The organism is Bradyrhizobium sp. USDA 3315, from assembly GCF_054056795.1.
Window position 1 is genome coordinate 380,212 of sequence record NZ_JBSRYP010000001.1, and the last position, 19,210, is coordinate 399,421.

General features: G+C 62.8%; 16 protein-coding genes, 1 tRNA gene and 1 pseudogene. 12 read left to right on the top strand and 6 right to left on the bottom strand.

Going from position 1 to position 19,210, the window contains the following annotated elements; all coding sequences use genetic code 11:
- The first annotated feature begins 393 nt into the window (after positions 1 to 393).
- Complete coding sequence (locus ACVIYL_RS01605) at positions 394 to 702, top strand: helix-turn-helix transcriptional regulator (RefSeq protein WP_310879709.1); 309 nt, start codon at positions 394 to 396, stop codon at positions 700 to 702.
- Between the two features lie 157 nt (positions 703 to 859).
- Here ACVIYL_RS01605 and ACVIYL_RS01610 read toward each other — a convergent pair whose 3' ends face one another.
- Positions 860 to 1,126: a hypothetical protein gene (locus ACVIYL_RS01610; protein WP_456777561.1), complete on the bottom strand. Its 267-nt coding sequence runs from the start codon at positions 1,124 to 1,126 to the stop codon at positions 860 to 862.
- A gap of 9 nt (positions 1,127 to 1,135) precedes the next feature.
- Here ACVIYL_RS01610 and ACVIYL_RS01615 point away from each other — a divergent pair.
- Positions 1,136 to 1,588 (top strand): annotated as a pseudogene (locus ACVIYL_RS01615) (tyrosine-type recombinase/integrase); the annotation flags it as partial.
- 189 nt (positions 1,589 to 1,777) lie between these two features.
- Here ACVIYL_RS01615 and ACVIYL_RS01620 read toward each other — a convergent pair.
- Positions 1,778 to 1,852 (bottom strand) — tRNA-Glu (locus tag ACVIYL_RS01620).
- 585 nt (positions 1,853 to 2,437) lie between these two features.
- On the opposite strand from ACVIYL_RS01620, the gene ACVIYL_RS01625 reads away from it, so the two are divergent.
- From ACVIYL_RS01625 to ACVIYL_RS01635, 3 genes are read left to right on the top strand one after another with little or no spacing between them, the layout of a single operon-like run.
- The gene (locus ACVIYL_RS01625) at positions 2,438 to 2,890 is read left to right on the top strand and encodes a (2Fe-2S)-binding protein (RefSeq protein ID WP_028333166.1); all 453 of its coding nucleotides are present in this window, start codon (positions 2,438 to 2,440) and stop codon (positions 2,888 to 2,890) included.
- Between the two features lies 1 nt (position 2,891).
- Positions 2,892 to 5,207, top strand: a complete 2,316-nt coding sequence (locus ACVIYL_RS01630) for a xanthine dehydrogenase family protein molybdopterin-binding subunit (RefSeq protein ID WP_168855213.1) — start codon at positions 2,892 to 2,894, stop codon at positions 5,205 to 5,207.
- Between the two features lie 54 nt (positions 5,208 to 5,261).
- Positions 5,262 to 5,534, top strand: a complete 273-nt coding sequence (locus ACVIYL_RS01635) for a hypothetical protein (RefSeq protein ID WP_456777562.1) — start codon at positions 5,262 to 5,264, stop codon at positions 5,532 to 5,534.
- Positions 5,535 to 5,713: 179 nt separating this feature from the next.
- Here the strand turns inward: ACVIYL_RS01635 and ACVIYL_RS01640 are convergent, their stop codons facing one another.
- From ACVIYL_RS01640 to ACVIYL_RS01650, 3 genes are all read right to left on the bottom strand, one after another.
- On the bottom strand, positions 5,714 to 7,444 hold the full coding sequence (locus ACVIYL_RS01640) for a methanol/ethanol family PQQ-dependent dehydrogenase (RefSeq protein ID WP_456777563.1): 1,731 nt from the start codon (positions 7,442 to 7,444) through the stop codon (positions 5,714 to 5,716).
- 67 nt (positions 7,445 to 7,511) lie between these two features.
- The gene (locus ACVIYL_RS01645) at positions 7,512 to 8,159 is read right to left on the bottom strand and encodes a QcrA and Rieske domain-containing protein (protein WP_456777564.1); all 648 of its coding nucleotides are present in this window, start codon (positions 8,157 to 8,159) and stop codon (positions 7,512 to 7,514) included.
- Between the two features lie 126 nt (positions 8,160 to 8,285).
- A complete protein-coding gene (locus ACVIYL_RS01650; protein WP_028333161.1) occupies positions 8,286 to 8,621 on the bottom strand; it encodes a hypothetical protein in 336 nt (111 codons plus the stop codon).
- A gap of 21 nt (positions 8,622 to 8,642) precedes the next feature.
- Here ACVIYL_RS01650 and ACVIYL_RS01655 point away from each other — a divergent pair, with 21 nt between their 5' ends.
- From ACVIYL_RS01655 to ACVIYL_RS01680, 6 genes are all read left to right on the top strand, one after another.
- Complete coding sequence (locus ACVIYL_RS01655; protein WP_244435987.1) at positions 8,643 to 9,662, top strand: RluA family pseudouridine synthase; 1,020 nt, start codon at positions 8,643 to 8,645, stop codon at positions 9,660 to 9,662.
- Positions 9,663 to 9,878: 216 nt separating this feature from the next.
- On the top strand, positions 9,879 to 10,775 hold the full coding sequence (rpoH, locus tag ACVIYL_RS01660) for an RNA polymerase sigma factor RpoH (protein WP_024581019.1): 897 nt from the start codon (positions 9,879 to 9,881) through the stop codon (positions 10,773 to 10,775).
- Between the two features lie 449 nt (positions 10,776 to 11,224).
- Complete coding sequence (locus ACVIYL_RS01665) at positions 11,225 to 11,632, top strand: hypothetical protein (protein WP_057018049.1); 408 nt, start codon at positions 11,225 to 11,227, stop codon at positions 11,630 to 11,632.
- Between the two features lie 447 nt (positions 11,633 to 12,079).
- Positions 12,080 to 13,099 (top strand): hypothetical protein, encoded by a 1,020-nt coding sequence (locus ACVIYL_RS01670; protein WP_456777565.1) that lies wholly within the window; start codon positions 12,080 to 12,082, stop codon positions 13,097 to 13,099.
- Positions 13,100 to 13,277: 178 nt separating this feature from the next.
- On the top strand, positions 13,278 to 14,087 hold the full coding sequence (locus tag ACVIYL_RS01675; RefSeq protein ID WP_456777566.1) for a phosphotransferase: 810 nt from the start codon (positions 13,278 to 13,280) through the stop codon (positions 14,085 to 14,087).
- Between the two features lie 177 nt (positions 14,088 to 14,264).
- On the top strand, positions 14,265 to 15,077 hold the full coding sequence (locus ACVIYL_RS01680; RefSeq protein WP_456777567.1) for an aminoglycoside phosphotransferase family protein: 813 nt from the start codon (positions 14,265 to 14,267) through the stop codon (positions 15,075 to 15,077).
- 1,151 nt (positions 15,078 to 16,228) lie between these two features.
- Here ACVIYL_RS01680 and ACVIYL_RS01685 read toward each other — a convergent pair.
- On the bottom strand, positions 16,229 to 17,104 hold the full coding sequence (locus tag ACVIYL_RS01685) for a L,D-transpeptidase (protein WP_456777568.1): 876 nt from the start codon (positions 17,102 to 17,104) through the stop codon (positions 16,229 to 16,231).
- 889 nt (positions 17,105 to 17,993) lie between these two features.
- Here ACVIYL_RS01685 and ACVIYL_RS01690 point away from each other — a divergent pair.
- A complete protein-coding gene (locus ACVIYL_RS01690; RefSeq protein ID WP_456777569.1) occupies positions 17,994 to 19,145 on the top strand; it encodes an IS110 family RNA-guided transposase in 1,152 nt (383 codons plus the stop codon).
- The last annotated feature ends 65 nt before the right edge of the window (positions 19,146 to 19,210 follow it).

Here is a 19,210-nt window from a genome sequence, read left to right on the forward strand (position 1 = left end):
CGGCGAGAACGCCCATCTCGATCTCAACCATGTTTAGCCAGTTGGGGTGCTTTGGCGGCATAGTGGAACTCTTGGAGTCTCGGCGAGGATCCGCGAAAGCTTGTCAGGACGCACAGCGCGGACCAACTGTCCGCCAATCGTGCCAGCCAGTTCCTGATCGTCACTTCACCTCTTGCGACCCATGCCTGCCTGACCGACCTGCTCGCGGGACAGCCTCTTCTGTTCCTTCGCAAGGCCCGACATTCATCGACGAGAATTTTGAGGCTGAACACGCATTGTCCCGTGCTACCGTCCGATTTGTGCGCCATTGCACGCATGGGCTTCCGAATGGGACCGCGCGCCCTTGCTTGGACGAGCCAAGCACCTTCATGTTGCGATTTACAGATCGGCGGAATGGATCGCCTGGCACAGGGCATCGCGATGCCACGGCAAACAGCGCTACCGCCATCACTTGCACCACGGCTCATCAGTCGCGAAGCCGCCGCCGCTTACGTCTGCGTGTCGCCCAACACGTTTGATGAGATGGTGAAAAACGGCCAAATGCCCCGAGCACGATTGCTCGGGGAGCGGCGTCGGGCTTGGGATGTCCGTCAACTAGACATCGCCATTGATGAACTGCCTTCCGATGGCAATAATACTCGCGTTGATGACACGTGGAATGATGTCGATGCCCCGCAAGCTGCCGCCTTACGTCGAGCGTAATCACGTCAAGGGCCATACCTATCTATCGTTTCGTCGTGGCAAAGGACCCCGCTCTCGTTTGCCGAATGATCCCACGAGCGAAGAATTTATGGTGGCGTACCAAGCCGCGTTGCTCGGCCAATTTGTACCGGTCCGAAATCGGTTTGTTCCGGCCGCGTCAGGCACTATCGCGGCGCTTATTGCTTCCTACATGAAGAGCGCCGAATACATTGGCCTCCGTGACACGAGCAAGACGGGCTACATTGGCCGTCTTGAGACGCTCCGGGTCGAACACGGTCATCGCACAATCGCCGGGCTCTCGCGCGAGCGAATCATCACTGGCATTCTTCAACCCTATGCGAATCGCCCAGGTGCGGCACTCGATACACTGAAGAAGCTTCGGATACTGATCCGTCACGCGATCAATATCGGATGGCTGAAGCATGATCCGTCATTGGGTATCAAGCGGCCTAAGATCAAGAAAATTCGGTCGTGGACCGACGACGAAATTGAGCAATTCAAAAAATGCTGGCCGCTCGGCACCAAGCAGCGCACTGCGTTTCACCTGTTCCTCAATCTGGGTCAGCGTCGCTCCGACGTAGTCAGGATGGCGCAGACGCACATCACGCCAGAACGCAAGATCAGGATAAAGCAACAGAAGACCGGGCGCGAGCTTCTCATCCCGTTGCATCGGGACACCGTCGAGGCGCTCGACGCATATGACATGCAACGCGTCGTGATCATTACGACTGCTTATGGCAAGTCCTTCACGGTTGATGGTTTCAGTGGATGGATGCGCGACGCTATCTCGAAGGCCGGACTGCCTCTCGATTGCAAGCCGCACGGTCTACGCAAAGCCGCCGGACGTTTGCTCGCCGAAGCCGGCGCAACGGCGAAGATGATCATGTCTGTCCTCGGACACACGACGCTAGCTGAAGCTGAGCGCTATACGGAGGAGGCTGATCAGGCGACCCTCGCTGAAGACGCGGTGATCAAGCTTGAAGGACACAACGCGAACAGGATTCCCCAAACCCCTTCCGCAAGTTTGGGGAAAACGCCGAAAACGAAAGGGAAATCAAGTCGAAAGGTGCGAGGCTGGCGCTCCCTAGGGGAATCGAACCCCTGTTTCAGCCTTGAGAGGGCCGCGTCCTAACCGCTAGACGAAGGGAGCGTTGAGAGGCAAGGCAATAGCCTTGAAATCCGGCCGCCGCAAGATGCCTTGTGCATTGCGGCGGGGATTTTGTCACGCATGCTTTACGAACGCCCCCGGGGGCATCCGGCGCCATACCGCTGGATTCCGGTTCATCGCCGCGCGATGCCCTCAGGTGCGCAATCGCGCACCGGGGAAGACGTTGCCGGGTGCAATGCCGCGCGTGCCTGTGCCCGGGCGCATCGCACCTGCACGCTACAGTGGCACCGCCCTCGCGATTGCATGATGGCCACCCTGAGATGTCATGTCGTCGTCGTGCACGGCCCTGCTTTCGCCAAATGGCAATGCAAAACACTTGGCTGTGAAGTCACCCGGCGTCCGTCTCTGCTAACATCGCAGCCCTTCACCATGCTGCGCCCCGCACGGCGCCGGACAAGCGAGAGGAGTGCTTGGAACAAAGCGCAAGCGCTTGACGGCCTTGGCGCACGGCAGATTTGGCTCACGAATATCTTGGCACAACAAACATCAGCGCGGTCGCAGGCCATGGAAGACGTTCCGCACCTCGCGCCGCACAGGTCAATAGCTTAAGCAGAGCGAGGACAGACCATGATCAAACTAAAAATCAACGGCCAGGAACAGAATTGGGACGGCGACCCGGATCTTTCGCTGCTCTGGTATCTCCGTGACGAAGCAGGCCTCACGGGTACCAAGTTCGGCTGCGGCCAGGCGCTATGCGGTGCCTGCACCGTGATCGTCGACAAGGAGGCGGTCCGCGCCTGCATCACCTCGGTGTCCGACGTCGTCGGCCGCGAGGTCACCACCATCGAGGGGCTGCATCCGACCGGCGACCATCCGGTGCAAAAGGCCTGGCGCCAGGTCAACGTGCCGCAGTGCGGCTACTGCCAGGCCGGCCAGATCATGCAGGCCGCGGCGCTGCTGGACCAGAACCCGAAGCCAAGCCACGACCAGATCCGCGAAGCCATGGCGGGCAATATCTGCCGCTGCGGCTGCTACCAGCGGATCGAGAATGCCGTCCATCTCGCATCGACGGGGGTGTGACATGAATATCCGCACCAACCCCAGCAAGCTTCGCGGCTTCGAGAAGCACGTGAAGGTCGAGAACGTTTCGCGCCGCAGCATCCTCAAGGGGCTCGGCATCGCCGGCTCTTTCGTGCTCGCCGCGCCCGTGATGACGCGCCAGGCGTTCGCCTATGAAACCGGCGCCGGCAAGATGCCGCACGGCGTCGTGGTCGATCCGCGCGTGTTCGTCGCGATCGCCCCCGACGGCATCGTCACCATCCTGGCGCACCGCTCCGAGATGGGCACCGGCGTCCGCACCAGCCTGCCCTTGATCGTCGCCGAGGAAATGGAGGCCGACTGGTCGCGCGTCCATGTCCAGCAGGCGCATGGCGACGAGGTCAAGTTCGGCAACCAGGACACCGACGGCTCGCGCAGCACGCGGCACTATCTGATCCCGATGCGCCAGATCGGCGCCTCGGCGCGCTCGATGCTGGAAGCCGCCGCCGCCAAGAAATGGAGCGTGCCGGTCACCGAGGTGAAGGCGCAGAACCACGAGGTGGTGCACAGCGCGAGCGGCCGCAAGGCAGGCTTCGGCGAACTCGCGGCCGACGCCGCAAAGGAGTCGGTGCCGAGCGTCGAGGGCCTCAAGCTGAAGGACCCCAAGGACTTCCGCTATCTCGGCAAGGGCCAGGTCTCGATCGTCGACCTGCACGACATCACCACCGGCAAGGCGCATTACGGCGCCGATGTCCGGCTGCCCGGCCTGAAATACGCCGTCATCGCGCGTCCGCCGGTCACCGGCGGCAAGCTCAAGTCGTTCGACGACAGCGCGGCCAAGAAGGTGCCGGGCGTCGAGAAGGTGATGGAGGTCAAGGGCTGGCCCTGGCCGTCCAAGTTCCAGCCGCTCGGCGGCGTGGCCGTGATTGCGCGCAACACGGGTGCTGCGATCAAGGGCCGCGACGCGCTGAAGATCGTCTGGGACGACGGCGCCAACGCCAAATACGACTCCATCACCTATCGTGCCTCGCTCGAGGAAGCCGCGCGCAAGCCCGGCCTCGTGGTGCGGAAGGAAGGCGACGTCGATGCGGCGCTGAAGGGCGCCGACAAGGTGATCACGGGCGAGTATTATCTCCCGCATCTCGCCCATGTCAGTATGGAGCCGCCGGTCGCGGTGGCCGACGTCAAGGGTGACAAGGCCACGATCTGGGCGCCGGTGCAGAGCCCCGGCGGCACCCGCGAGGACGTCGCCAAGACGCTCGGCATTCCCGAGGACAATGTCACCGTCAACGTGACGCTGCTCGGCGGCGGCTTCGGCCGCAAGTCGAAATGCGACTTCGCGCTCGAGGCGGCATTGCTGTCGAAGGAGCTCGGCGCGCCGGTCAAGGTGCAGTGGACCCGTGAGGACGACGTGCATCACGACTTCCTGCACACCGTCTCGGTGGAACGGATCGAGGCCGGTCTCGACAAGAGCGGCAAGGTGATTGCGTGGCGGCACCGCAGCGTGGCGCCAACCATCGCCTCGACCTTCGCCGCCGGCGCCAATCACGAGGCGCCGTTCGAGCTCGGCATGGGCCTGATCGACAACCCGTTCGAGATCGCCAACCTGCAGTGCGAGAATCCGGAAGCGGCCGCGTTCACGCGGATCGGCTGGTTCCGCTCGGTCTCCAACATCCCGCGCGCCTTCGCGGTGCAATCCATGGTCGGGGAAATCGCGCATGCGACGGGCCGCGACCAGAAGGAGATGCTGCTGGAGCTGATCGGAAGCCCGCGGATCGTCAACCTGTCCTCGGTGAAGGATCCCTGGAACTACGGCGAGCCCTATGACAGCTACCCGATCGACACCGCGCGCTTGCGCAAGGTGGTCGAGCTGGTCGCCGAGAAGGGCGAGTGGGGCCGCAAGGTGCCGAAGGGCCACGGCCTCGGCATCGCGGTGCACCGCTCGTTCGTCAGCTACATCGCGACCATCGTCGAGGTGGCGGTCGACGACAAGGGCAAGTTCTCGGTGCCGCGGGTCGACACCGCGATCGATTGCGGCACTTACGTCAATCCGGAACGAATCCACTCGCAGATCGAAGGCGCTGCGATCATGGGGCTCAGTCTCGCCAAATACGGTGAGATCAGCTTCAAGGACGGCAAGGTGCAGCAGGGCAATTTCGACGACTTCCCGGTGATCCGGATGGACGAGTCACCTGTGATCACCAACGTCTACATCGTGCCGCCCGGCGCGGACACCCCGCCGAGCGGCGTCGGCGAGCCCGGCGTGCCGCCGTTTGCGCCGGCCTTGATCAACGCGATCTTTGCCGCAACCGGAAAGCGCATCCGCGCCCTTCCGATCGGCAAGCAGCTGGAGACGTGAGGCTGGAACGTCAGGCGGGATAGGTCGTTCTCATCGATCCATTGGAGCAGATCGATGAGAACCCCACCTCAAACATTCGGGACGCTCGCGGCAACCCTGTCCGCGGGCGTCTTGCTTTTTGCGACACAGACGGCGCTTGCCCAGACCGCCTCGCCGCCAAGCGCGACGGCGACCCGTCCGGCGCGGGTGCTGCCCGACCAGAGCTCGGTTCCGAGCAGCGGGCCGCCAGCGACCACCGGCCAGACCACCGGCGAGGCCAGCCGCGATCCCACGGTCAAGCAGATGAACGACGACGAGAAGCGGAAGGTCGATACCAAGGGCAAATAAAGCAAGCGCGGACCGGGAAGCGGCGGTCTCCCCATCCGCCGCTTCCCGATCGCATCGCCCCCTATAGGTGAGAAGCGTTTTCGAACGAAACGAACACCGTTTCGCTTGGAGAAAACGCGTCTTAACAAGCCGGAGCTTCGGTCCTGATTCAATCAGGACCGAAGCTCACATCACGTCGCTTACTTCTTGTCGAGCGCGAACACCCAGATCACGCCGCCTTGCGGGACGTTGTTCTCGAAGCCCTTGACCTTGCCGGCCAGAGCATCCTGGATGCGTTGCGCGTCGACGCCCCAGCCCGACTGGACCGCGATGTACTGCGTTCCATCGACCTCATAGGACATCGGCATCGCCATGATGCCGGAGTTGGTCTTCTGCTCCCACAACAGCTCGCCGGTCTTGGCGTTGAAGATGCGGAACATCCGGTCGTTGGTGCCGCCGGCGAGAACCAGGTCGCCCGCGGTCGCCGTCACCGATCCGAACAGCTGCGACGTCTTGAAGTCGTGCTGCCAGACCTTCTTGCCGGTGGCCGGATCCCACGCCTGCAACTCGCCGAAATGATCGGCGTTCGGTGCCGGCGTCAGCCCGATGTCCTCCGGCTTGGTGCCGAGCCAGAGCTGGCCGGGTACCAGCGGCTGCTTCTCGCCCGTGAAGCCGCCGCAGAAGTTCTCGTTGGCGGGAACGTAGACGAGCTTGGTGCTCTGGCTGTACGCCGCCGACGGCCAATCCTTGCCGCCCCACAGCGACGGGCAGAACTCGACCCGCTTGCCGAGCACCGGCTTGTGCTCGGGATCGACGATCGGCCGGCCGGTCTCGGCCTCGATGCCCTTCCAGACATTGGTCTTCACGAACGGCCAGCCGGACACGTAGTTGATCTTGTCGGGCTTGTTCTCGAGTATCCAGAAGATCGCGTCGCGTCCCGGGTGGATCAGGCTCTTGAACGAACGTCCGTCACGCTGCAGGTCGACCAGCATCGGCGCATCGACCTCGTCCCAGTCCCAGGAATCGTTCTGGTGATACTGGAAGTGCTTCTTGATCTTGCCGGTCTCTGGATCGAGGCCGATCACCGAGCTGGTGTAGAGGTTGTCGCCGGCGTGAGCCGAGCCCGGCCACGGCGCAGCGTTGCCGACGCCCCAGAGGATCGTCTTGTTGTCCTTGTCGTAGGTGCCGGTCATCCAGGCCGATCCACCGCCCGACTTCCAGTCGTCGCCACTCCAGGTCTCGTGCCCGGGCTCGCCTTCGCCGGGGATGGTGAAGGTGCGCCAGAGCTCCTTGCCGCTCTCGGCATCGTAGGCGACGACATAGCCGCGCACGCCGAACTCGCCGCCGGAGCCGCCGACGATCACCTTGCCATCGACCACCAGCGGCATCAGCGTCAGGTATTGGCCCTTCTTGTAGTCCTGGACCTTGGTGTCCCAGACCACCTTGCCGGTCTTGGCATCGAGCGCCACGACATGGTCGTCGGTGGTGGCGAAGTAGACCTTGTCCTGCCACAGGCCGACGCCGCGGCTGGTCGGATGCAGCTGGAACAGATCGTCGGGAAGCTGCCGCTTGTAGCGCCAGTACTCTTCGCCGGTCTTGGCGTTGAGCGCGATCACCTGCCCCATCGGGGTCGCGGCGAACATCACGCCGTTGTTGACGATCGGCGGCGCCTCATGGCCCTCGATGACGCCGGTCGAGAAGGTCCAGACCGGCTTGAGGCTCTTGACGTTGGAGGTGTTGATCTGGTTGAGCGGACTATACCCCTGTCCGTCATAGGTCCGGCGATACAGCATCCAGTTGCCGGGTTCGGGATTTTCGAGACGCGCCGAGGTCACCGAACTGTAGTTTTCGATCGGCCCTGCGACGGCATAGGTCGAAATGAGGCACGTGAATGCGACACAACTCGACAGTAACCACTGCTTGCTTGTCATGAGATGCTACCTCCCTGCTCTGTTTTGATTTTTTCAGTTTAGGTCATGCAGAAATCCCGATGTGGCCTCATCCTCCCTGCTGAGCACCCACCTTTCCGACGAATGGCGCTGCGACCGTGATCGCGCCGTCGGCAACCGTCAGCGGCAATGCCGCGAGGCGACGCGGCGCCGGCCCGAATACGACCTGCGCATTCTGCCGCGGATCGTATTCGGAGTTGTGACAGAGGCATTTCAGCACGTTCTTGTCGCCCTGCTCTTCCTTCAACCAGGCGGTGATCGGACATCCGGCATGCGTGCAGACGACCGAGTAGCAGACGATGCCGTCAGGGGCGCGGGCGCGCGTGGCATCGTCGAGTTCGCTCGGATCGAGCTTGACGAGCACGACCTCGTTCAGCCGCGAGCCCTTGCGGATGACGGAGGTCTTCGGATCCTGCGGCCAGGCGCGAATGGGCGGGCCGCCCAAGGTCAGATCTTCCGACTTGATGACCTGGCCCGCCTTGTCGCCCTCGGCGCGCACGAGCCGATCCGCTTTTTGCGGCCGCTCATTGGCGCCGGGCTGTTCGTCATCATCGGCGGCCGCAGGCTCGATCGCGGCGAGGCAGGCGCAGCCTGCGAGCGCGGTCAACACCGCGCGGCGCGTCGGGTCGGCGCACGAGCCCGACAGATCGGACTCACCAGACTGTTCGATGGAAGCGCTCGGGTTGGATCGCGACATGGCGCAAGCTGAACGTGCAACTCGGCCGAAAAGATGGCGGCACACCTTCTCGATGCGCGAACGCATGCGCAAAAAATACGCTGCAGCTTTCGGTTGATCGACGACGCGGCTTCGCGACTGCTGCGATCAGGGTTCGTTGACGAAGCTCAGCCTGCCGACAGGTTTCAGCGTCTTTGCATCAAATGTGCGAATCTCTGTTGCACCGCCCACGTCAAGCGTGAGGACCAATCGTTCGCCGGCGACACCGGTGGCGACGATGCGCGCGCCTTTCGGCAGCGCAGCAGTGACGTCGGAAACGGAAACGGGGCTTCCCTCGCTGCGATAAAGGCGGTAGCCGATGGCAATCAATACGACGGCCACGGCCAGTGCCGAGGTCAGGCCCGCGATCAGCATCATGCGCCGCACCCGCGCGATCAGCGCGGCCTGGTCGGGGGTCGGTTCGGTCACAGCGGTGTCGGTCATCACAAGGCTCTATCTTTGCAAGTGTCTTCGCAACAAGTCTCTTCGAATGGCGGTCGGAAGCTGGAGGTCGTCGTCGCCGGCGACGAGGGCTCGGCCCGGCTCGACCGCGTGCTCGCGCAGCGCAGTCCCGAGCTGTCCCGGTCCCGGCTGAAGGCGCTGATCCTCGCCGGTTCCGTGACCGTCAAGGACGCCGTCGTCCGCGACCCCGCTTATCATGTCGCCAAAGGCGATACGATCATAATCGACGTGCCGGAGGCCGCGCCCGCCGAGCCGCAGGGCGAGGACATCGCGCTCGATATCGTGTTCGAGGACGACGACATCATCGTCATCGACAAGCCGAGGGGCCTCGTCGTGCATCCCGCCGCCGGCCACGCCAGCGGAACGCTGGTCAACGCGCTGATCGCCCATTGCGGCTCGAGCCTGTCCGGCATCGGCGGGGTCAAGCGGCCGGGCATCGTGCACCGCCTCGACAAGGACACCACGGGGCTGATGGTGGTCGCCAAGAACGACCACGCCCACCAGTCGCTGACCGCGCAGTTCGCCGACCATGGCCGCACCGGGCCGATGGAGCGCGGCTACATGGCGTTCGTCTGGGGCGTGCCGAACCGGCCCCACGGCACCATCGACGCGCCGATCGACCGCCACCCGCACGCCCGCGAGAAGATGGCGGTGCGCCAGGGCGGCCGCGAGGCGATCACGCATTTCGAGGTGCTCTCGAGCTTCGCCGGCCGCGACGGCAAGCCGGTCGCCTCGCTGCTGGCGTGCCGGCTCGAGACCGGGCGGACCCATCAGATTAGGGTGCACCTCGCCCATCTCGGCCATCCGCTGCTCGGCGACAGCGTTTACGGCGCCCACTTCAAGACCAAGGCCGGGCAGCTCGGCGCGGAAGGTAAGGACACACTCACTGCGCTGGGCCGGCAGGCCCTGCACGCCTATCTGCTGGCATTGGAGCACCCCCGGACCGGAGAACTTTTGCACTGGGAGGCGCCTTTGCCGGAGGATTTGCTTCTTCTGCAACGGGCGCTGGAAGCGGCGGTATGACGCACCCCTTCCGGAAAAGCCGCGTTATGACAACAGGTTATACCTGCCACACGGGGACGTGACGTCAGCAATCCTTCCCTATCACGGACAGTTTGGTGTATGTTGCACCTGCGCTGAATATCCAGCGCGGAACATCGCAGCATGGCCGGCTTTAACCCAGCGGCCACCTGCCGGGCCCGCCGCTATCGGGGGCCTGAACCACTGGAGGGCGCTCAAATGGCCCGTACAGCTACGTTGCCGGTCCTCAATGGAGAATCCGGCCTCTCTCGATACCTCGCCGAGATCCGCAAGTTCCCGATGCTGGAACCCCAGCAGGAGTACATGCTCGCCAAGCGTTGGCGCGAGCATGACGATCGCGACGCGGCGCATAAGCTCGTCACCAGCCATCTCAGGCTCGTGGCCAAGATCGCCATGGGCTATCGCGGCTACGGCTTGCCGATTTCCGAGGTCGTCTCGGAAGGCAATGTCGGCCTGATGCAGGCGGTGAAGCGATTCGAGCCCGAGAAGGGCTTCCGTCTCGCCACTTACGCCATGTGGTGGATCAAGGCGTCAATACAAGAGTACATTCTGCGTTCCTGGTCGCTCGTGAAGATGGGCACCACCGCGAACCAGAAGAAGCTCTTCTTCAACCTGCGCAAGGCGAAGAGCAAGATCTCCGCCCTGGAAGAGGGTGATCTCCACCCCGACCAGGTCAAGCTGATTGCCAAGCGCCTCGGCGTGACCGATCAGGACGTGATCGACATGAACCGCCGCCTCGGCGGTGACGCGTCGCTCAACGCCCCGATCCGCGACGACGGCGAAGCCGGCGAATGGCAGGACTGGCTGGTCGACAACTCGCCCAACGCCGAAGCCCTGATGGCCGAGAGCGAGGAGTTCGATCATCGCCGCCAGGCCCTGAACGGTGCGATCGGCGTGCTCAACCCGCGCGAACGCCGCATCTTCGAGGCGCGGCGTCTGGCGGACGAGCCGATGACGCTGGAAGACCTCGCCGCCGAGTTCGGCGTGTCGCGCGAGCGCGTGCGGCAGATCGAGGTCCGCGCGTTCGAGAAGGTGCAGTCGGCCGTGAAGGGCACGATTGCCCGGCAGGAAGCCGCGCTCGAAGCCGCGCACTGATCGCGCAGCAGCGAGCCAACAGACACGAAAGCCGGCGGCAACGCCGGCTTTTTTGTTGTTTGCAAAGTGGTGCTCGGCACGCACCTCGATCCGGGGCGTGTAGCCATCAATCCGCCTGCCGACGAATGTCCGCATCAGCCTCGGGTGCGGACCCGCGAGGCGCACTCGGTCATGCCGGCTAAGGGGCCAGTTTCGGACCTTCCCGACAGGCTGCAGTGTCTTCGTGCAACGCCACCTGTTCCCCGGATGCGTCAGGTGGCGTAGAATGTCACGGCCCTTGAAGCGGGACGTGCCGAAATCACCGTCCGGGCAAACGAGCAGCACAGGTGCTATCGGCAGGCACACGCTCTCCTAGAGGCCGTTCTTTTTTCGGTTTCACACCACCGTTCACCACGAACTTTGCGCGCTGCATTTGCGGCCGCTCGTTCGGTAACGTCGGGAGAAAAGCGATGAGGAAGGTCGATCGAAGGTCCGCACTGGGAATCGCGTTGGCAGCGGTTTCGACTGCCATGATCAAGCCCGCCAAGGCTCAAGCCACGGGCTACAAGGATGCGGCACCTTGGCCAGGTGTCGTGGTGCGTGAATATGAAGGCGAGACACCATCCCTGATCCCAGGATTTAAGACGGTCTCAATGCGCGATGTCATTATGCAGCCGGGATCGAAGACCATGGGCCCCCCGATGATGAATGCCATGATCTGCCATATCACCGAAGGGGAGCTTCGGCTTGAGCAGGACGGAAAGACCTTTACGGGCAAGAAGAATTTTGTCTGGACCTGTAACAAGGAAACAAAAGAGCAGGCGTACAACGATGGGAATGTGGTCGCGATCATGCGGATCACGGACCTGAAGGCCTAAGGCTCTTTTTCTTCGCAAAAGATAGCAAGAGATAGATTGCAGGAGCGGATGGCGCACGCGACGACGCGCCATCCGCGTACAGGACCGCTTCGGGTCAGAAGGCGATATCCGTGAACTTGGATCGGGTTTCCGCTTCGTCCCCGAAAGCAGGCGTTCTGGATTTTGATGGAGTACGCGGCCCTACTCGCCCACTGCCGCGCTTCGCCGCGACATCGCAATGAAACCCGAGCCGCGCACGCTCATTCCGCCGAAAACCACGGAGTGTCCTATGGCTTCGCCTTCACCGACTTCGACGGCACCTTCAAGTAGCCGCCGGGACTCCGAGGGCGACGATGAACCGGCATAAACTCCAAAGCGACCCATTGATACGCGGATATTGATACGCGGATATTTCAATCCGGGTCCTACCCGTTCCGCAGTCGGTCTCTCCGTTGGGAGATAGTCAACATGGCATCACCTGGAAAAATCCAGGAGTACGGATCGCAGGCACCGGATACGATTGCGGCGAAGTTATTCAACTTTGAAGTCGGCAAGTTCGCCATAAAGCCGGAACATTCCAATTGGCTGATCAGTGTCGTCGCTCCAAAATTGAGGAGCGGAGGAAGCCTTACAATCATAGGACTTGCGAGTCGTACCGGCAGCGACGATTTCAACATGGAATTGTCGCAGAATAGGCTGCGGGCTGTAATTGATTTGCTTCGCAAGCAAGTGCCCAACAATTTCAAAGTTGCGCTCGAGGTGGCGAAAGGGGAACGCGCGGCCAGGTATGCAGGTGAAATGGATGGGGTGGAAAACGAAGCCTGGCGTGGTGTGATCATCTCGGTTTGGAATAAGCCAAATCCACCGCCGCCGCCGCCACCACCGCCGCCTCAACCGAAACCTCAATTTTATCCGGAGGAACGCAAATTCTTCAAACGTTGGCTTGGCTTCGGCGTCAAGTCTGGCGGACAGTTGTTGATCGGCGGCATCGAGAGCACGACCGCGTACGTCGTGAACCTGGGAGATTTGGAGACCTTTGATCTCCAGATTATTAGCAGCCGGTGGGGACTGGGTCTTGGAGGCAGCGGAGGGGCGGTTGCTGTTATCGGCTTTGGTTTCAGCGTTCCATATGAGTTGCACCGTGAACCCCTGAATGACTGGGGCGTCAATGTCGCATTTACCGAAAAGCTGATCTCGAAATCGGCACTACAATCGATCCATAACAGCAAGTACTTCATCGATGGCTTGAAAAACGGCAGGTACGTGGCACCCGCGCTGAATACGCGAAACACCTTTACGGCTATCGGCTTGCTTCAGAACGTGAGAAATGCACTCCACACGCTGTACGGAGGATTCGAGGCAGCCAAGGGCTCGGGCGTCATTGTGCTCGACTTGCCGTTTTTAGGTGTGGGACTTGAATTGTCCGCTTTCTTGACGCGAGGAACCATGTACGTCTCGAATCCTTCCCATTGGATTGAACCGAGCTAAAGGCTCGGACGAGACTCGCCAAAGCCTTGCCGCTACCGAGGGACTTCCGGTTCACCTCGAAGACCCGGCGTTCTCGATGGTCACGCAGGCCGTCAGCGATGGTGTCCGCGGCCCCCGCGACGGAGGGGGTTCCTTTTTGCTCGCCGCCGGTGTTTCCTCTGCACGGCGGAGAACGGGCATGCGGGGATCGCTGGGGGAAAAGATCGGTGAAGGCGTCTTCGCTGATGTCCACGCCTGGGCGCCCGGTCAGGTCGTCAAATTGTCCAAGCCAAGTATCCCGCAGTGGGTCGTCCGGCACGAGATGCAAATGACCCGCGCGGTCTTCGCCGCCGGCGGCCCGGCGCCGGAGGTGCTCGGCGAAGTCACCCTGGACGGCCGCTTTGGCATCGTGCTGCCGCAGTTCGATGGGCCGACCCTGACGCAGGCTACGCGCACCGGCGCCATCACGCGTGAACAAGCGGGCGCAATCCTCGCGACGCTCTGCCTTGCCGTCCACAAGACGCGACCGCCGCCGGACGCACCCTCGCTGCGCGAGGCGATGGACGCCCGATTGCGGTTCGGCGGCAGCGTGCTTCCGGAGCGCATCACCACCGGCGTCCTCGCGCTGATCGAGCACCTCTCGCCCGATGACGTGCTGTGCCATTCCGATCTTCACCCCGGCAACGTGATCATGACGGCGCAGGGTCCGAGACTGATCGACTGGCTCGGCGCGGCTCGTGCGCCCGCCGCCTACGAGATTGCACAGTGCCATGTCCTGATTGCCGAGCTTGACCCGGAACACGCCGACGATCCGGAGCGGGCCACGGTCAATTCGGTTCTGCAGGCGGAGTATGCGCGGCTGGCCGGCATAGCCCCTGCGGCGCTGACGGCGGCGATGCAGCCCTATTTGCCGATCGTCCGCGTCTTCCTCCTGCTCGGCGGAGCCATGCCTGAGATGCGGGAGCGGCTGATCCAGCGCGTCGAGGCGGCCCTGCGCCCGGCGGGGTGATTACTCCCGGTCATCCCGCCTACGCCAAGGCTACGCCGGGCCGACATACTCGCTCGGCCGCCGAAGCTTCAGCGAAGGCGGCATGCCCGGCCATGGCCGTTCGAACAACGGCGTCGCTTCGCTCCGCCTATGACGAGTGACCATAGGGTGAGGGTCACAGCAACACGGAGGCTAAAGATGCAGGGATCGCTGGGGGAAAAGATCGGTGAAGGCGCCTACTCCGAAGCCTACGCCTGGGCGCCAGGGCAAGTCGTCAAACTGTTCAAGCCCGGCTTGCCGCGGCGGATGCCCTGGTTCGAGGTGCATATGATCCGCGCCGTCCACGCCGCCGGCGCTCCGGTGCCGGAGGTGTTCGGCGAGGTGACCCTGGACGGGCGCTTCGGCATCGTGCTGCAGCGCCTCGACGGACCGACCCTGCTGCAGCTAACCCGAACCGGCGCGGTGACGTTCGAACAGGCCGGCGCGATCGTCGCGGCTCTTGCCATGTCCATTCACAGGACGCCCCTGCCGCCGGAGGTCCTCTCCATGCGCGAGTATATGGAGGCTCAGCTGGAGCACGACGACGGCAAGCTCCCGAAGCACATCGCGACTGAAATCCTCGCGCTGATCGATCGCTTGCCGCCGGGCGACGGGCTCTGCCATACCGACCTGAGCCCCGGTAACGTGATCATGACAGCGGAAGGCCCAAGGCTGGTCGACTGGGTCAGCGCGATGCGCGGGCCCGCCGTCCTCGAGCTTGGGTTCTTGCACGTGATCCTGTCCGAGCTCGGGCCGGAAGTCGCGGACAATCCGGAGCGGCCGCGCGCGACCAATGCGGCGGCGCAATCCGAATATGTTCGGCTGGCCGGCATGTCTCTCGCGGAGCTGACGGCGGCAATGGAGCCGTATTTGCCCATCGTCCGCACCTTCGCCGTTCTCGGCAACGCGGTGCCTTCGCTGCGGGAGCGGCTGATCCAGCGCATCGAAGCGGCACTGCGCTCGGGAGACTGAATGGTGACCTCTCCGCACGCTTCACAGCGCTCCGTCGCAATTCATCGAACGGCGCTCAATTGCCTGGCGTTTTCGAACCTTGCTTGGGCCTCTGAGAGGGCACTGTCGATGGCGAGTCCCAGTCAATCATTTTCAAGCAAATGAGGAGTTCGACATAGCTTTGTACTTGCCCTGACCCTGCCATGAGTTCGCAACTTTCTCGCGGTCCCGCCGGGACAGTTAGCCAGATCGAGTTTAGCTGCTGCCGCGCAACCGCCTCGTCACTCACGCACTTGCTCGCGTCCTGGGGAAGTCCCGACGCTTTATCGTCAACGGAAACGTCCGCGCAAAGCGACTTGATGTCGAAGTTGGGAACACTGTCTGAAATTTGTACGGGCGGCTGACCAACGAGCGATAATGCCAAGAGCGCTGCCCTCATGAGATCTCCCTCCCCGTCCGGTGCGCCCAGCTGGAAGGCGGATTGAGCTGGGACTGACGCGGCTTCGAAGGCTGTAGCGGCCGCCCTCCGCCCACGACGTTACATTGCGCCTTTTTCCCAATTTCTATCCACTACGAACCGCAATGCTGCGGCGCGCTACTACTTTTGCGCATGCGATTTGCCTGCCCGTCTGTTGGTTAGGACCAGTTCCGAATGGCAATTGCCGCGGGCATTTGCCGATTTACGATGTGCTCAGTGAGACGTGATCGCTAACGCGAAAGGGCGCCTGTGACCGCGGTCCCTGCATGCTGGTGCTCTTGGCCGTCGCGATGGTGTGGGGGTTGTAGCGCTGATCATCCGAGCAGAAGAGCGCCCCCGCCGACGACGAAGAAAACTATCGCTAGACCTATCAGGCTGTACTCGACGCCATCCATCCCGATCGACCATCGAACGAGGAACCAAGCAAGCCCCAGCTCAGGGGGTGAGCTGGGGCTGCCGGGGCTGGAAGGCTGTAGCGGCACAGCCTCTACTCACGACGCTACGACTTTCCCGAATTTGATCCACAAGAAACCGCTGTTGCTGCAGCGCGCTACTACCAATGCCCCACGCACGCGATCATACGGTCTCATACAGCGCACCGACGCCTGGCATGCCGCAGGTTACGGTGCGGCCACCCAGCCCATTTTGAACGGGGCTGCTTCTCAAGTTGTAGATCTGGGACAGAAGAATTGAGTTACTGGGCGTCGGCCATCTTCGATCGAGAAGCCTGCGGTTGCGCGTTGACTGCCGAGGGCCGGCTCGACGGCGACGCCGGTTCCTGCGATGAGACGGCGGCGTCGGGCGGCGCGCCCGGGGATGGTCGATGGGCAGCTGGTGCCGGAAGCACGATCACTTTCGCGCCGACTTTCACCCGATCATAGAGGTCCATGACGTCGTCATTGGTCAGCCGGATGCAGCCGGATGAAACCCGCTTCCCGATCGTATCGGGCTTGTTGGTGCCGTGGATTCTGTATTCGGTATCGCCCAGATACATCGCCCGGGCACCGAGCGGATTGCCAGGACCGCCCGCCATGAACCGCGGCAGATAAGGCTGGCGCGAAATCATCTCTGCCGGCGGACGCCAATCCGGCCATTCTGTCTTGCGGGCCACGACCTGCTCACCGGACCATGTGAAACCTTCGCGGCCGACACCGATGCCGTAGCGCATCGCCTGCCCGCCATTCAGAACCAGATAGAGGAATGTGTTTCCGGTATCGATGACGACGGTGCCCGGCGGCTGATGACTGACGTAGTCAACCACCTGCCGAGCAAATTTTCCGGGAGCGTCAGCGGCTTTTGGTGTTTCGATCCGGGGCGCGGGGACCGGGATCGGAACCGGAGCTGGCGCTGGAGCCTGAACCGCCGCCGCTACGTGAATGGGAGTCGACGGCGTAGGACTAGATGGTGCCGGCACCTGGTGCGCGGCTTGCTTCCGTATCGGTTGAACGCTCGCCGGCCGCCACAGCAAGCCGTACCCCAATGCGGCAGCGGCCACGACGCCAACTACAACTCTTCCGGCCACTGGTAGCGCGAGCGTCTCGGTCTTTCCACGTTTGGCCCGCTTACCCATACCTCTCCCCTGATCGCTGTGCCCGGAAGGGGTATCCGGCAAATTTTAACAAGCTTCGAAGCGATGTCGCCCAGGCTGGAAATCGCCAAGCGTCGTTAACGCCAGCCCCTGTGCTGCAACACCCATCGTCCACATTCGATCGCCGGTTCGGGCAAAGCAAGGGCCGCCCAAAGGCGGCCCTCGCGCAAAGATGCAACATCACTTCAACGTATAGGTACCAGTCTGGTGATTGCAGTCTTGAAAGGTTCCCTCTTTGATGACCGGGAAAGGCCCTAAGGGTTGTATCGTTGCGGTCATGACCATGCCGTCGTACTTCCCAGTCCCCGCCACTGTCTCTCTGGTTACCTTTCCTTCTGACGTCGAGAAGTACGAAAGTCGCTTATCACCGTCTCGGTCAATGGACTCGCAGACCGTGGTGCCAGTAATCTTCCCACCAAGAGACGCACTAACCCCTACGCACCGGAATGTATCTTTGTCGAAAAGCCCACCCGGAGGATTGCTTCGGATAGAGCCGGTATGCTCATAGCTTCGCGCGATGTGGGTCTTGGAAAATGAGATAGTGCTGCTCGCGCCCGACCAGCACGCCGTGTAATCGAAGTTGCCTTCTTTTGGGAGCTCGGCGGCGAAAGCAGACGGTGCCAACGCAAAGACGATCAACGCTAAGGGATACCTGCATGCGCTTTCCATAGTACCCTCCGTATGGATTGGCAGAACGAACGATGCCAACGCGAGCGTGAGGGGACGCATTGATCCAGATCAATGGATGAAGACGAGGAAATGTCCGCGATGGGTCAAGGCTGCCCTGGCCAGTCCGTAGATTCCATGGGGCGGTGAGCGTGGCCTTTCCGATAGATTTGGGTTTCCACACTCGAACCATCGGAGAAGTCAGATGCAAGCATCGACCGCAGGGACGCCCGCCGCCAGCCATTGTGGCACAATTTTTGTTGCGATCGAACTCAGTCAGAAGACGTGGCTTGTGACGCTGCACAGCCCGGACCGGGATCGGATGTCGCGCCACAAGCTGCAAGGAGGCGATCACGCCGAACTGCTGGCGTTGATCGAACGGACCCGCGCCCGGGTGGCGGAGAAGCTCGGATCGGTGCCGCGTGTGGTGAGCTGCTATGAAGCCGGCTATGACGGCTTTTGGCTGCACCGGCTGCTGGAGGCGGCCGGGATTTTGAACTTCGTGTTCGACCCCGCGAGCATTGCGGTGGAGCAGCGGGCACGGCGAGCAAAGACGGACCGGATCGACGGCGAGCTATTGCTGCGCACGCTGATGGCCTATTTGCGGGGTGAGCCGCGGGTGGTCCGGATCGTGCGGGTGCCGCGCGTGGAAGCGGAGGATGCCCGGCGCGCCAGCCGCGAACGCGACCGCCTGGTCACCGAGCAGACCGCCCACAGCAACCGGATCAAGGCGTTGCTGCGTCTTCGGGGGATGGCGGTCGGCAATCCGCGGCGGCGCGACTGGCTTACCTGGCTCGAGCGGCAGCGCGACTGGCAGGGCGAGGCGCTGCCGCCGCATCTTCTGGCCGAGATCAAGCGCGAGCACGCCCGGCTGATGCTGGTGTGTGAGCAACTCGCGGCGCTGGAGCAGACCCAGGCTGCGGACACTTCTCCGGCGGTTCCGACGCCGATGGTCGAGCGACGAGATCAATTGCAGCGGCTCAAGGCGCTCGGCCCGGCCTTCACGGCAACGCTGGTGAACGAGCTGTTCTACAAGGACTTCCGCAACCGCCGCGAGGTCGCCAGCTATTGCGGATTGACGCCCAGTCCCTGGAAGAGCGGCGGCACCGATCGCGAGCAAGGCATCAGCAAGGCCGGCAATCGGCGCGCCCGCCACAAGGCGATCGAACTGGCCTGGCTGTGGCTTCGTCATCAAGGCGACAGCACGCTCAGCCGCTGGTTCCGCACCCGCACCGCCGACGCCGGCAAGCGCGCCAAACGCATCGCCATCGTCGCGCTGGCGCGCAAGCTGATCGTGGCATTGTGGCGCTATCTCACCACCGGCCTCGTCCCCGACCAGGCCGTGATCAAGGCGTAAAACCGACCACCCCACCACGCGCCGCGGCTTCGCCGCGCTCCGTGCGGGATGGATGATGACCGTGC

Coding starts and splice junctions, on each gene's coding strand:
- ACVIYL_RS01670 (WP_456777565.1), top strand. CDS start 12,080: ATGGCATCACCTGGAAAAATCCAGGAGTACGGATCGCAGGCACCGGAT.
- ACVIYL_RS01610 (WP_456777561.1), bottom strand. CDS start 1,126: ATGCTTCAGCCATCCGATATTGATCGCGTGACGGATCAGTATCCGAAG.
- ACVIYL_RS01635 (WP_456777562.1), top strand. CDS start 5,262: ATGAGAACCCCACCTCAAACATTCGGGACGCTCGCGGCAACCCTGTCC.
- ACVIYL_RS01690 (WP_456777569.1), top strand. CDS start 17,994: ATGCAAGCATCGACCGCAGGGACGCCCGCCGCCAGCCATTGTGGCACA.
- rpoH (WP_024581019.1), top strand. CDS start 9,879: ATGGCCCGTACAGCTACGTTGCCGGTCCTCAATGGAGAATCCGGCCTC.
- ACVIYL_RS01640 (WP_456777563.1), bottom strand. CDS start 7,444: ATGACAAGCAAGCAGTGGTTACTGTCGAGTTGTGTCGCATTCACGTGC.
- ACVIYL_RS01605 (WP_310879709.1), top strand. CDS start 394: ATGGATCGCCTGGCACAGGGCATCGCGATGCCACGGCAAACAGCGCTA.
- ACVIYL_RS01645 (WP_456777564.1), bottom strand. CDS start 8,159: ATGTCGCGATCCAACCCGAGCGCTTCCATCGAACAGTCTGGTGAGTCC.
- ACVIYL_RS01665 (WP_057018049.1), top strand. CDS start 11,225: ATGAGGAAGGTCGATCGAAGGTCCGCACTGGGAATCGCGTTGGCAGCG.
- ACVIYL_RS01685 (WP_456777568.1), bottom strand. CDS start 17,104: ATGGGTAAGCGGGCCAAACGTGGAAAGACCGAGACGCTCGCGCTACCA.
- ACVIYL_RS01630 (WP_168855213.1), top strand. CDS start 2,892: ATGAATATCCGCACCAACCCCAGCAAGCTTCGCGGCTTCGAGAAGCAC.
- ACVIYL_RS01675 (WP_456777566.1), top strand. CDS start 13,278: ATGCGGGGATCGCTGGGGGAAAAGATCGGTGAAGGCGTCTTCGCTGAT.
- ACVIYL_RS01650 (WP_028333161.1), bottom strand. CDS start 8,621: ATGACCGACACCGCTGTGACCGAACCGACCCCCGACCAGGCCGCGCTG.
- ACVIYL_RS01680 (WP_456777567.1), top strand. CDS start 14,265: ATGCAGGGATCGCTGGGGGAAAAGATCGGTGAAGGCGCCTACTCCGAA.
- ACVIYL_RS01625 (WP_028333166.1), top strand. CDS start 2,438: ATGATCAAACTAAAAATCAACGGCCAGGAACAGAATTGGGACGGCGAC.